Source organism: Ruegeria sp. CDSC052, assembly GCF_059610685.1.
In genome coordinates this window covers 33,347-46,099 of the sequence record NZ_JBXWOB010000016.1, presented here as the reverse complement: position 1 = coordinate 46,099, position 12,753 = coordinate 33,347, and the positions used below count along the sequence as shown (strand labels likewise).

The window sequence follows — 12,753 nt, the reverse complement described above, 5'->3', positions numbered from 1 at the left end:
TTGACTTACCCCCCGCTTGGCAGTAGAGGACGGGCTTCGAACACCACGGGCAGGCGAATCCGCGCTGCACCCGACCGAATAGATTGGAGACGGAGCGATGAAACGCACCTATCAGCCTTCGAACCTGGTTCGCAAACGCCGCCACGGTTTCCGCGCGCGCATGGCCACCAAGGCCGGCCGCAAGATCCTGAACTCGCGCCGCGCACGTGGCCGCAAGTCGCTGAGCGCATAAACCGCTCACCGATCAGGTTATGAACATGACGCCGCCGGAGGCCCCTGAGGATGGTAAGAACCAACCTGGGGATACGCCCCCGGCGGCGTCCGTTTGCGCATCCAAAACATTGATCATCCTCAGGAAACGATCCGATTTCCTGAACGCCGCGCGCGCGCGTCGGCAGGGCACATCATCAATGATGGTGCAGGCGCGCAAACGCGCCGAGGGCGAGGCGGACGGGATTCGCGTCGGTTTCACCTGTTCCAAAAAGGTCGGCAATGCCGTGGCTCGCAACCGGGCCAAGCGACGCCTGCGCGAAGCTGCGCGCGCGGTACTGCCTGAGAAGGGGCAGGACGGCTGGGATTACGTGCTAATCGGTCGCGCCGATGTCACAGCCGGACGCCCCTATGCAGCGCTGCTGGATGATTTGCGCTATGCTCTGCGTAAAGTCCATGCTGCGCGGAAATGACATTGCTCTCGCATATCCTTGCCTTACCCATTCGGGCGTACCGGTTGCTGTTCAGCCCTTGGGTCGGGTTCAACTGCCGCTATCAGCCTACATGCTCGGCCTATGCGTTGGAGGCACTGGAAAAACACGGTGCCATCAATGGCACATGGCTGGCCGCACGACGGATTGGGCGCTGCCACCCTTTGGGTGGTGACGGGTATGATCCGGTTCCGGACCATGAAGATCCCTCCTGACCCGTCGTCGGACTTGACCGGAGCGCACCTTCGCTGAACAGTTGTGCTGTTCAATTCGAGGGCCAGATGACATCTGACGCGCGCCATTCCCTACCCACACATGACGTTCTGAACCAGCCGCCTGTGCGCGGAGATTTAGACCTTTGGGCCTCTGACCCAGTACTGCAAAATGTGGCAGGCGCGCGAAGCTCTATTCTTCGCAACTATGGTGCAGACCTTGGGCGTGCTGCAGTCAGAGACATGGCGCGCGAGGCCAATTTCCACTCCCCAGAACTTGTTCTGTTTGACCAAGGTGGACGCCGCCTGGATGAAGTGCGTTTCACTCATTCATACCATCACCTGATGCAACTCAGCCAATCATCCGGATACGCAGCCGTTGCCTGGTCTGACCTACCGAATGGTCACGCGACCCACGCCGCCATGGTCTACCTTGCCAGTCAGGTCGAACCCGGACATTGCTGCCCGCTGACCATGACTTACGCAGCCGTTCCAGCACTTGCGGCGAATGAAGAGATTGCCTCGATCTGGGTTCCCAGATTGACGGAATGGAACCACGATTCCTCTATCGCTCCTATCGCCTCCAAAAAAAGCGCCACGCTGGGCATGGCGATGACTGAGAAACAGGGCGGCTCGGACATTCGCGCCACTACAACGACGGCCACACGCGACGGAGATCACTGGCGGCTGCGTGGGCATAAATGGTTCTGCTCGGCCCCGATGTCCGACGGTTTCCTGACACTTGCCCAGACCCCCGGCGGTCTGACCTGTTTCCTTGTGCCCCGCTGGCTGGACGGCGAACGCAATGCAATCCACCTGATGCGGCTGAAGAACAAGCTGGGCAATCGGTCCAACGCCTCGGCCGAGATTGAATACCATGGTGCGCTGGCCTATCAGCTTGGAGATGAGGGCGCGGGTGTGCGCACAATCCTGGAGATGGTGCATCACACACGGCTCGACACTGCGATGGCCCCGGCAGGTTTGATGCGGGCGGCCCTCAGCGAAGCGCATCATTGGGTCAGCCATCGCAGCGCCTTTCAGCGCCGGTTGATTGACCAACCCCTGATGCGCATCGTTCTGGCCGATCTCGTGCTGGACTGGGAGGGGGCGCTGACACTGGGAATGCGTGTGGCGCAGGCTTATGACGGTCATACACCCGAGGATAAAGCCTTTGCCCGCATCGCTGTTGCACTCGCCAAGTTCCTCAACAACAAACGCTGTCCAGTCGTCGTGGTCGAAGCCATGGAGGTGTTGGGCGGCATTGGCTATGTCGAGGACACCCCCCTGCCCCTGCTCTACCGTGAAGCCCCTTTGAACGGCATCTGGGAAGGTTCGGGCAATGTGATCTGTCTGGATATCCTGCGCACCCTGGCGCGCGACCCCTTGGCCGCCCAGGTCCTGCAGGCCGAGCTTGAGGCGGCAACCGGAGTGAACCGCCACTATGATGCGGCGCTGAGGGACCACCGCGCCCGCTGGACCAATATCCCACCCGAAGCCGAGGCGCGCTGGTTTGCGGAGCGCACTGCTTTGCTGCTGACTGCCTCTCAACTGATACGCCAAGCGCCCGGGCCGGTCGCTGATGGATTTGTGGCGTCTCGGCTGACAGGTAACAATGGCCGCATCCCCGGTTCGGTGTCCGGGCTGGACACTGGTGCCCTGCTTGCGCGGTTGGGCTGACCCGCACACTTGCCCGGATACGCCATCTGCTGTAGGGGCAGCGCATGTTTGATGAAGCTGACGATATCCATCCGCTGTTTGCCGGCGCGCCTTCGACCACCGAGTTCAAGAAGCTGCGCAAACGCATCGTGCGCCACACCCGCGAAGCCATCGAACACTATGGCATGGTGGACCCGTCCGCGCATGAGAAAGACGGCAAGCCACCCCGTTGGTTGGTCTGCCTGTCAGGCGGCAAGGACAGCTATACCTTGCTAGCGGTTCTGTACGAGCTGAAATGGCGCGGCCTACTACCGGTCGATCTGCTGGCTTGCAATCTGGATCAGGGCCAGCCGGGTTTTCCTGCTACCGTCCTACCCGAGTTTCTGGAACGCATGGGTGTACCGCACCGCATCGAATATCAGGACACTTACTCGGTCGTCATGGACAAGGTTCCCCAAGGCCGCACCTTTTGCGCGCTATGTTCGCGCCTGCGCCGTGGCAACCTGTACCGCATCGCGCGGGAAGAGGGCTGCACGGCCGTGGTGCTGGGTCATCACCGTGACGACATCCTTGAGACGTTTTTCATGAACCTGTTCCACGGCGGCCGTCTAGCAACGATGCCGCCAAAGCTGGTGAACGAAGAAGGCGACCTGTTCGTCTTTCGCCCCCTTGCCCATGTCGCCGAGGCGGATTGCGAGAAATTCGCCAATGCGATGAACTACCCGATCATTCCTTGTGACCTGTGCGGCAGCCAGGACGGGTTACAACGCCAGCAGGTCAAACAGATTCTCGATCAGTGGGAAAAAAACAGCCCCGGACGGCGGCAAGTGATGTTCCGCGCCTTAACCAATGCGCGCCCTTCGCACCTTTTGGACCCGAAATTGTTTGATTTTGTTAATCTTTCCATCAATTCGAGCGAAAAAACTGAAAAAACGGATGATATTCCACAGCTGCGTTAACGAGTGACTCAGACTGATTTTCTACGGTTTGACCTGAGCGCAAGATGCTCAGGGTAAAGGCGAAGACGAACCGATGAGGAAATCTGTTTCCGTTGATCAATTTCTCGATACTCTCACCACGTATCTGAGTGGCCCGCCGGTGCTGGCCTTTGCTCCCGCCATTTCGCTTGCGGCTTTCTGGATCGGTGGCGAACGTGCGCTTGTCGTTGTGGCACTGAGCCTACCGTTGCTGATCGTCGCCTTCGCCTCAATCAGACGCACGCAAACTGCACGCAACTCTCCACTGCACCAACACGGAAGACTCACGCCAACGGATAAGTTTGCCGCCGAACTTGAATATTTCTTTGACCGTACCGATCACGATAACATGGGATCGGCTTGTATGATTATAGCCTTAGACGGGTTCACTGAATTTGTTGACCTGCACGGAAATGCGGCCGCGACCCATCTGTGCAGCCAATATTGTGACCGCATCTTCTCGGTCATTCGAACCGGCGATATTGCAACACGATTAGACGAGTGCAAAATAGCCATCGGCCTGCGCCCGTCACAGCATCTCGATCTCGAAGCCTGTATTCAAATGTCGGGCCGCATCCAATCCGCCGTTGAAGAGCCGATCACCCTAAACGGCACCACTGCCTATGTCTCGTGTTCAATCGGTTTTTGCCTGCAATCCGCAATTCGCGGATCCGGGTTTGAAAATTGGATTGATGCCGCATCTGCTGCGCTATGCGAAGCTCAGCGTAATGGGCCCTCAACGATCCGCGCCTTTTCAAACGAAACCCGCCGTAGATCCAATATCAGGGCCAACCTTCGCAAAGAGTTCGAGGCTGCGCTGGACAACGGACAAATCCGCCCCTGGTTTCAGCCTCAGGTTTCCACAGATACAGGGCGGGTTACGGGGTTTGAAGCCCTGGCCCGCTGGGAGCACCCGGAAAAAGGTATCTTGAACCCACAGATATTTCTGCCTTTTGCCGAACAGGCCGAGCTGATGGAGAGGCTTGGCCAGACGATGCGGCATCATGCATTCTCCGCGATGTGCGACTGGGACCGGAACGGGATTCACGTCCCACGAATCGGAATCAACTTTTCTTCGGACGAGCTACGAGACCCCGCTCTGCTGGACCGATTGAAATGGGAACTGGACCAAAACGACCTGACGCCCGACCGACTGGCTGTCGAAATTCTGGAAACCGTGTTTTCGCGGCGTCCGGACGATGTGATTACCCGCAACGTGACCAGCCTTGCAGCACTTGGCTGTTGTATCGATCTGGATGATTTCGGCACTGGACATGCCTCGATCGCCTCGATCAAACGGTTTGATGTGACGCGGATCAAGATAGACCGAACTTTTGTGGCCAAGGCGGACAGTGATGCATCGCAACAACAATTGGTCAGTGCAATTCTGACTATGGCCGAAAGGTTGAATGTGGAAACACTCGCCGAGGGTGTTGAAACCACCGGTGAGCACGCGTTGATGGCACAGCTTGGTTGTGACCACGTTCAAGGCTTTGGCATTGGCAAGCCCATGCCGTTCGAAAAGACCATGGATTGGATCTCGGCCCACCAGAACAAAGTCAAAGGCATTCCCAAGATTGGACGGCAAGCGGGTTCCTGATCGCAGGTTTTCACCACAAAAGCCCAATCTGGAACCATAAGGCGGGCGAATCCGCTTGACCTTTGGGGCTGCACTCTGTTGAACCCACCGGGTGTGTTTCACTGCTTAAGGTGGCTGTCCCAGATGGACGATCAGAACAAGAATCTCATCCTCGCAACCGCGCTCAGCTTTGTCGTGATCCTGGTTTGGTTCGTGCTGTTTCCACCGCCCGAGCAAACCACCATTACTGATCAGGCTGAAATCAGCGCCATCGAAAGCGATGAGGTTCAGACCCCCAGCGCCTCCAGTGCGGGCACCGTAGGCGAAGCCACGGCGAGCGCAGAAGAAACGCTGCCCGGGTCCGAGGCCGCGCGGATCAAGATCGACACGCCCCGCCTTGAGGGCAGCCTGTCGTTGTCCGGTGGCCGCATCGATGAATTGTACCTGAAGGATTATAAAGTCTCGATCCAGGACGACGCACCGATTGTCGAACTGTTCTCTCCGGTTGGATCTGAGTCTGCATATTATGCGCTCTACGGATGGGCGCCTGGCGCTGGTGTCACCGGCACGGACGTACCCGGGCCGAACACGATCTGGATCGTCGAAAATGGTGAAACACTTGGGGTGAACGCTCCAGTTACGTTGAAGTGGGAGAATGGCAACGGCTTGACCTTCCGCCGTACCATCTCGGTGGACGAGAACTATATGTTCGAAGTCACACAAGCGGTGGAGAACAACACACAAGCCGAGGTCGGCATGGCGCCATATGGCATCCTCGCCCGCCATGGTATCGGCGAAGATGGCGACCTGCCCGGACTGAAGAATTTCTTCATCCTGCATGAAGGCGTGATGGTCATGGCCGACGGTGTTCTGGATGAAATCGACTACGGCGATGTGCGCGACTTTGACATTGATCCGAACGAACGGGCGCAAGCCGAGGTCTTTCAGGTCAAAGACGGTGGCTGGGTCGGCTTTACTGATCACTATTGGATGACCACCCTGATCCCGGCAGAGGGCACGACCTTCAAGGCAGCAGCCAAATACGATGCCCGTCGCAAGATCTATCAGACGGAAACTGTACTGCCGACATTGCTTGTCGCACCTGGGGCTACTGAAGAGGTCACAACCCAGCTGTTTGCCGGTGCCAAGGAATGGGAAACCATTCGTGAATATCAGGCCGAAGGCGTTCAAAAGTTCATCGACAGCATCGACTGGGGCTGGTTCTATTTCCTGACCAAGCCGATCTTCTGGCTGCTGCACAACATTAACGCCCAGATCGGCAACATGGGCTGGTCGATCATCGGCCTGACCCTGATCATCAAGGCGATCTTGTTCCCGCTGGCGTTCAAGTCCTATGTCTCGATGGCGAAGATGAAGGAACTGCAGCCGCAGATGGAGGCCCTGAAAGAGGCCGCTGGTGACGATCGTCAGAAAATGCAGCAAGGTATGATGGAACTGTACAAGAAGGAAAAGGTTAACCCCGCCGCGGGCTGTTTGCCGATCCTGATGCAGATCCCGATCTTCTTCTCGCTGTATAAGGTGATCTTTGTCACCATCGAACTGCGTCAAGCACCGTGGTTTGGCCCGTTTCAGGACCTCAGCGCACCGGATCCCACGTCAATCATGAACTTCTTCGGCTGGCTGCCTTGGGCCGGGCCGCAACCTGACACCCTTATGGCGTTGATCTTCATCGGCATCCTGCCACTGTTGCTGGGGATTTCGATGTGGCTGCAGCAAAAGCTGAACCCGGCACCAACAGACGCGACACAGGCAATGATCTTTGCCTGGATGCCCTGGGTCTTCATGTTCATGCTCGGTGGGTTTGCCAGCGGCCTTGTGGTGTACTGGATCGCGAACAACACGATCACCTTTACCCAACAGTATCTGATCATGCGCAGCCAGGGTTATAAACCGGATGTATTTGGCAACATCAAATCCGGTTTCAAGCGCGCCGCTAAGACGGATGACAAATGACGGCTGAAGTCACCCATATTTGGCGGCATCCTATGAAAAGCCACGGCCACGAAGCCGTGCAGACCGTGACAGTGACCCCCGGGCAGACAATGCCCGGGGATCGCGTTTGGGCAGTTGCGCACGAAGCGTCAAAGGCCGATGGCACGAAATGGGTACCCTGCGTCAATTTCAGCCGTGGGTCAAAAGCCCCAGACCTGATGGCCATTTCCGCCAAGCTGAACGCGGATCTGCTGACCCTGACCCATCCCAATCGCCCCGATCTAACCTTTGACCCAGATCGGGAACAGGACGTGTTTCTGGATTGGGTGGGCCCGCTGATGCCCGCGGACAGGGCGGCATCTGCCCGGATCGTTCGGATACCAGGGCGTGGGATGACAGACAGCGATTTCCCGTCAATCAGCCTGTGCAACATGGCCTCTCACCGGGCGGTTGAACAAAAATTGGGGCAAGACCTGTCAATCAAACGCTGGCGCGGTAACATCTGGTTCGATGGTCTGCCCCTGTGGGAAGAATTCGACTGGCTCGACCGCGAGTTGCAAATCGGTGAGGCAGTGTTCCGCGTCCGCGAGCGGATTGTGCGCTGTTTGGCGACCACTGCGAACCCCGATACCGGCGACCGCGATGCCGACACTTTGGGCGCGCTGAACAGCTGGGGCCATCAGGATTTCGGCATCTATACCGAAGTGGTCCGCGGCGGGCTAATCTCGGTCGGTGACAAGGTGATACCGTTATGAGCACCCTACCCTTCCCTCTGGCCCAAGATCCCGATGAATTCTCGTTGGAGCGCGGGCGCAAGCTGTTTGCGGGCCCGTCCGAGTTTGTCAAAGGTGTCGTCGCCATGAGTGGGCTGCCCGACCCTGACCGGCTTGAGGTCTGCTTTGCGGGCCGCTCCAATGTTGGCAAGTCCAGCCTGATCAACGCGCTGACCGGCACCAAGGGGCTGGCGCGTGCATCGAACACGCCGGGCCGCACGCAGGAAATCAACTTTTTCACCCAAGGGCCGGAGCTGTATCTGGTCGACCTTCCCGGCTATGGCTATGCCAATGCGCCGGTTAAGGTGGTGGAAAAGTGGCAGCGGTTGCTGAAACAATATCTCAGTGGCCGACAGACCCTGCGCCGGGCCTTTGTCCTGGTTGACGCGCGCCATGGGGTAAAGCCTGTTGATGCCGAGATTATGAAGCTGCTGGACACTAGTGCCGTAACCTTTCAATGCGTGCTGACCAAGGCAGACAAGGTCAAGGCCAATGAACGCGAAAAGGTTCTGAACCAGGTCCGCTCGGCCTTGTCAAAACACCCCGCCGCTTTCCCCGAAATCGTGCTGACGTCGTCCGAAAAAGGGGATGGTATCCCAACGTTGCGCTCGATCATCACGCATCTGGAATAGCTTGGCCCTTGGCAGCACCTTTCAAAGGCCCTAACACGGTGGGCCAGAGGGACCTTAGCCATGAAGACAAGAGATATGAACCGGGATTGGATCGCCACCGCCGCCACATTGAACAGCGCACTGCCCTATCTGCAGCGCTATGACGGGGCCATTGTCGTCATCAAGCTGGGCGGACACGCCATGGGCAGCGATGAAGCGATGGAAAGCTTTGCCCGTGACGTGGTTCTGATGCGCCAGGTGGGCATCAACCCGGTTGTGGTACATGGCGGCGGTCCCATGATCAACGCGATGCTGGACAAGCTCGATATCCAATCCGATTTCGTGAACGGTAAGCGTGTGACGGACAAGGCGACTGTCGAAGTGGTCGAGATGGTGCTCTCGGGCCTCGTGAACAAACGCATTGTTCAGGCCATCAACGGACAGGGAGGGACTGCGGTTGGCCTGTCGGGCAAGGACGCCAACTTGATGATCTGTGATCAAACCGATGCCTCGCTGGGGTTTGTTGGCTCTCCTTCCGAGATGAAACCCGAAATCCTGCACGATCTGTTTACGCATGACGTGATCCCGGTAATTGCGCCTCTGGGCGCCGGGCGCGAAGGTGAGACGTTCAACGTCAACGGTGACACCGCCGCCGGTGCCATCGCCTCGGCCTTGAAGGCAGACCGTCTTCTGTTGCTGACCGACGTATCAGGCGTCAAGAACGCTGCCGGAGAGGTCGTGACCGAGCTAAAAGCCGGTCAGATCCGCGAGATGACCCTGGACGGGACCATCGCAGGCGGAATGATCCCCAAGACCGAAACGGCGCTGGACGCACTGCATAGTGGGGTGCGGGCCGTAGTCATTCTGGATGGGCGCGCGCCCAATGCGGTGCTACTGGAACTGTTCACCGAACACGGAGCTGGGTCGCTGATCCGACCCGATTGATCGACTGCGACGGAGGTGACATGACAGTTCAAACCGCACCTTCCCCGAACATTTATCAACGTGTCGACAGCGCGGCTGCTGAGGTTGGGCTTATCGTGATGGGTGCGTTGCATCCTGGGCGCGCTAATGCCAAGCAATTGGACAGCGGCACCCTGATCCTGCTAGGAGCAGGGCCCACGTTCTGGCCTGTTTTGAAATCAGCCGCTGAATGGCAAGGTCCCGACCCTGTTGACCGGTGGTCGTACCGCGTCGTCAATCAGATGGCGCAGGATTTGGGGGCGCAAGCCTATTTCCCATTCGGTGGCCCACCCTATGTGCCGTTTATCGACTGGGCGCTGAAATCGGGGCGTACATTCAGCAGCCCGGTTGGCGCCTTGGTGCATGACACGGTCGGTATGATGATCTCGTATCGCGGCGCGCTGCATTTTGATGAGGAATTCGAGATTCCCGGTGCCCATAACTCATCGCCCTGTGTTACATGCGATGCCCCTTGCGCTCAGACCTGCCCAGTCGGCGCCCTGAACACCCACAGCTTCTATGACGTGGACGCTTGCCACGGGCATCTGAACACAGAGCAGGGCCAAACCTGCATGACCGGTGGCTGCCTTGCGCGCCTGGCCTGCCCTCTCAGCCCCGGGGCCGGGCGGGACCCAGAACAGTCCGCCCACCACATGAGGTCTTTTCACCCGTCATGACTCGCACTCTGATCCTGACCCGCCATGCCAAATCCAGTTGGGATGAGCCGACGCTCAGCGATCATGATCGGCCACTGAACAAACGTGGACGCTGCTCGGCACCTGCTGTGTCCGGCTGGCTACTCAGGAATGGCTGGCTACCGAATGAGGTGCTCAGCTCTACCGCCCTCAGAACCCGCGAGACGTGGGATCGAATGGGGCTGCAGGCCGATCTGATCCAGTTCGAACGCTCGCTGTATCTGGCCGGTCCCGATCTCATGATGCGGGCCCTGTCGCAGGCTTCTGGCCAAACCGTGCTGATGCTGGGCCACAACCCCGGGATCGCTGAATTCGCCAGACAGCTTGTGCGGCAGGCGCCAGATCACGGCCGTTTCGATGACTACCCGACCTGCGCAACAACAGTCATACAGTTCGAGATCAACTCCTGGGCCGCGCTTCGGTGGCACAGTGGGGATGTCTTGGGGTTCGTCATTCCACGCGAGTTGCCGGAGTAAAAAAGGCGGGGCAAAAACCCCGCCTTTCATGGTTCTTCCGATCGGGATCAGTGACCCAAAATCTGGCTCAGGAACAGCTTGGTCCGCTCGCTTTGTGGGTTGTTGAAGAACTCTTCTGGTTCGTTCTGTTCCACAATCTGACCGGCATCCATAAAGATCACGCGGTTGGCGACCTGACGGGCAAAACCCATCTCGTGGGTCACACAAAGCATGGTCATGCCTTCTTCGGCCAGCTCGATCATAGTGTCGAGCACCTCTTTGATCATCTCAGGGTCCAGCGCCGATGTAGGTTCGTCGAACAACATGATCCGCGGCATCATGCAGAGCGAACGGGCAATCGCAACACGCTGCTGCTGACCACCCGAAAGCTGGCCAGGATACTTGTCGGCCTGTTCTGGGATTTTCACCTTCTCTAGGAAGTGCATCGCACGCTCTTCAGCCTCTTTCCTGGGCGTCTTGCGCACCCAGATCGGGGCCAGCGTACAGTTTTCCAGAATGGTCAGATGCGGGAAGAGGTTGAAGTGCTGGAACACCATCCCGACCTCGGACCGGATCTTGTCGATGTTTTTCAGGTCATTCGACAGTTCCGTCCCATCCACCATGATCGTGCCTTGCTGGTGTTCCTCCAGCGCGTTCAGACAGCGGATCAGGGTGGACTTACCCGACCCTGACGGCCCCGCGATAACAATCCTCTCGCCTTGATTGACGGTCAAATTGATGTCGCGCAGCACATGGAAAGACCCATACCACTTGTTCATGTTGTTGATTTCGATGGCGACCTCGTCGCTCACCTGCATCTTGGATCGGTCGATTTCGCGGTCTATTGCAAGTTCAGACATGTGTTGAACTCCTTAACGATGGCCAGTCTGAAGCTTGCGCTCCAGATACATGGAATAACGGGACATGGAGAAGCAGACGACGAAGAACAGCGCGCCGATAAAAGCGAACAGTTCCCAGTAGATGCCGTTCCAAGCGGTATCAGCGCGGATCGCGTTGGCAAGGCCAAGCACGTCGAACAGTCCGATGATCGACACCAGAACCGTATCCTTGAAGATCCCGATGAATGTGCTCACGATGCCCGGAATTGAGATTTTCAGGGCTTGCGGCATGATGATCAAACGCTGTGCCTGCCAGTAGTTCAGGCCCAAACTGTCGGCGCCCTCGTACTGACCGCGTGGCAATGCAGCCAGGCCACCCCGGATCACTTCGGCCATATAGGCGGCTGAGAACAGGGTCATCATGATCATCACCCGCAGGATGATGTCAAAATTGGTGCCTGGTGGCAGGAACAGGTTCAACAGCAGCGAGGCCACGAACAGTAGCGTGATCAGCGGTACGCCGCGAATGAACTCGATAAAGCCCACACACATGTATTTGACGATAAGAAGGTCCGACTGACGGCCCAGCGCCAACACGATACCAATCGGCAGCGAGACACCGATGGCCACAACACCCAGCAGGATCGCCAGCATGAAACCACCGAACTGACGACTTTGCACGGCTTCGATACCGATCGGCAGGATCGAATCCATGGCACCAACGAAGTAGCTCGATAGAAACAGCCACCAGATCAATGCAGCCACTGCACCACCGATCATCCCGAGCAATTCGCTTTGTTGCTTGCTGACGACGGTGTAGACGGCCCAGCCGGCAACAAATCCAAGTGCCGCCGACAATGGCCCCCAGATGGTACCACCCCACATCAACCAAGGCATCAGGAAGGGGTAGATCGCGCTAAAGATCAGCAACTTGCTCGGAACACGGTCCGAATACAGCACTGGTGCCAGCGCAACCAGCAACAGAACAAGCGCCAGAATTGGCCGCCAGTACAGATGGCTCGGGTAGAATCCGAACAACAGCTGCAGCCAGCGATCATTGATGACAGCCCAGCAAGCATGACCATGGGTGTCTCCCCAGGTTGCCATCATGATCTCACGGCACTCAGTCAGTGAATTGGCATTCCAGACGGATTGGAACGTCCATGGCAGAACGCCCGACAACACATAGTAGATCGCATAGAGCGAAACCAAAGTCAGGATCGAATTGAACCAACCAGAAAACAGATTGTGCTTAACCCAACCTACTATTCCCACTTCGGACGCTGGTGGCGCTTTCTCCGGCAACATTTCCGCGCGGACAAATGAAACATCACTCATA

The 12,753-nt window shown here is 57.7% G+C and carries 14 protein-coding genes; 12 read left to right on the top strand and 2 right to left on the bottom strand.

From position 1 onward, the window contains the following. The first annotated feature begins 97 nt into the window (after window positions 1-97). The 12 genes from rpmH to AC2FIM_RS18475 all read left to right on the top strand — a co-directional run bounded on the left by rpmH (window position 98) and on the right by AC2FIM_RS18475 (window position 10,596). Window positions 98-232: a 50S ribosomal protein L34 gene (gene rpmH, locus AC2FIM_RS18530; protein ID WP_005632162.1), complete on the top strand. Its 135-nt coding sequence runs from the start codon at window positions 98-100 to the stop codon at window positions 230-232. A 25-nt stretch (window positions 233-257) separates the two neighbouring features. Next, window positions 258-683, top strand: a complete 426-nt coding sequence (gene rnpA, locus AC2FIM_RS18525) for a ribonuclease P protein component (protein WP_271952015.1) — start codon at window positions 258-260, stop codon at window positions 681-683. After that, on the top strand, window positions 680-916 hold the full coding sequence (yidD, locus tag AC2FIM_RS18520; protein ID WP_271952014.1) for a membrane protein insertion efficiency factor YidD: 237 nt from the start codon (window positions 680-682) through the stop codon (window positions 914-916). The genes rnpA and yidD overlap by 4 nt, the downstream gene beginning before the upstream one ends. 66 nt (window positions 917-982) lie before the next feature. Further along, complete coding sequence (locus AC2FIM_RS18515) at window positions 983-2,590, top strand: acyl-CoA dehydrogenase family protein (RefSeq protein ID WP_271952012.1); 1,608 nt, start codon at window positions 983-985, stop codon at window positions 2,588-2,590. Window positions 2,591-2,634: 44 nt separating this feature from the next. After that, window positions 2,635-3,528, top strand: a complete 894-nt coding sequence (ttcA, locus tag AC2FIM_RS18510) for a tRNA 2-thiocytidine(32) synthetase TtcA (protein ID WP_271952009.1) — start codon at window positions 2,635-2,637, stop codon at window positions 3,526-3,528. 73 nt (window positions 3,529-3,601) lie between these two features. Then, a complete protein-coding gene (locus AC2FIM_RS18505) occupies window positions 3,602-5,146 on the top strand; it encodes a putative bifunctional diguanylate cyclase/phosphodiesterase (protein WP_496708317.1) in 1,545 nt (514 codons plus the stop codon). A 123-nt stretch (window positions 5,147-5,269) separates the two neighbouring features. Further along, window positions 5,270-7,099 (top strand): membrane protein insertase YidC, encoded by a 1,830-nt coding sequence (gene yidC / locus AC2FIM_RS18500; RefSeq protein WP_271952005.1) that lies wholly within the window; start codon window positions 5,270-5,272, stop codon window positions 7,097-7,099. After that, window positions 7,096-7,833, top strand: coding sequence for an MOSC domain-containing protein (locus tag AC2FIM_RS18495; RefSeq protein ID WP_271952003.1), 738 nt, complete (start codon window positions 7,096-7,098; stop codon window positions 7,831-7,833). Before yidC ends, AC2FIM_RS18495 begins: the two co-directional genes overlap by 4 nt. Then, window positions 7,830-8,483 (top strand): ribosome biogenesis GTP-binding protein YihA/YsxC, encoded by a 654-nt coding sequence (yihA, locus tag AC2FIM_RS18490; protein ID WP_142639735.1) that lies wholly within the window; start codon window positions 7,830-7,832, stop codon window positions 8,481-8,483. The genes AC2FIM_RS18495 and yihA overlap by 4 nt, the downstream gene beginning before the upstream one ends. A gap of 60 nt (window positions 8,484-8,543) precedes the next feature. Next, the gene (argB, locus tag AC2FIM_RS18485) at window positions 8,544-9,407 is read left to right on the top strand and encodes an acetylglutamate kinase (RefSeq protein ID WP_142639737.1); all 864 of its coding nucleotides are present in this window, start codon (window positions 8,544-8,546) and stop codon (window positions 9,405-9,407) included. 20 nt (window positions 9,408-9,427) lie between these two features. Further along, window positions 9,428-10,102 carry a ferredoxin gene (locus tag AC2FIM_RS18480; protein ID WP_496679007.1) on the top strand — a complete coding sequence of 225 codons (675 nt, stop codon included), beginning with the start codon at window positions 9,428-9,430 and terminating at the stop codon, window positions 10,100-10,102. Then, entirely contained in the window at window positions 10,099-10,596 is a 498-nt protein-coding gene (locus AC2FIM_RS18475; RefSeq protein WP_271951999.1) for a SixA phosphatase family protein, read from the top strand. The genes AC2FIM_RS18480 and AC2FIM_RS18475 overlap by 4 nt, the downstream gene beginning before the upstream one ends. Window positions 10,597-10,643: 47 nt before the next feature. On the opposite strand, the gene AC2FIM_RS18470 is transcribed toward AC2FIM_RS18475, so the two are convergent. Both AC2FIM_RS18470 and AC2FIM_RS18465 read right to left on the bottom strand, forming a co-directional pair. Continuing rightward, window positions 10,644-11,435 (bottom strand): amino acid ABC transporter ATP-binding protein, encoded by a 792-nt coding sequence (locus AC2FIM_RS18470; RefSeq protein ID WP_142639743.1) that lies wholly within the window; start codon window positions 11,433-11,435, stop codon window positions 10,644-10,646. Between the two features lie 12 nt (window positions 11,436-11,447). Beyond that, entirely contained in the window at window positions 11,448-12,752 is a 1,305-nt protein-coding gene (locus AC2FIM_RS18465; RefSeq protein ID WP_142639745.1) for an amino acid ABC transporter permease, read from the bottom strand. Between the last annotated feature and the right edge of the window lies 1 nt (window position 12,753).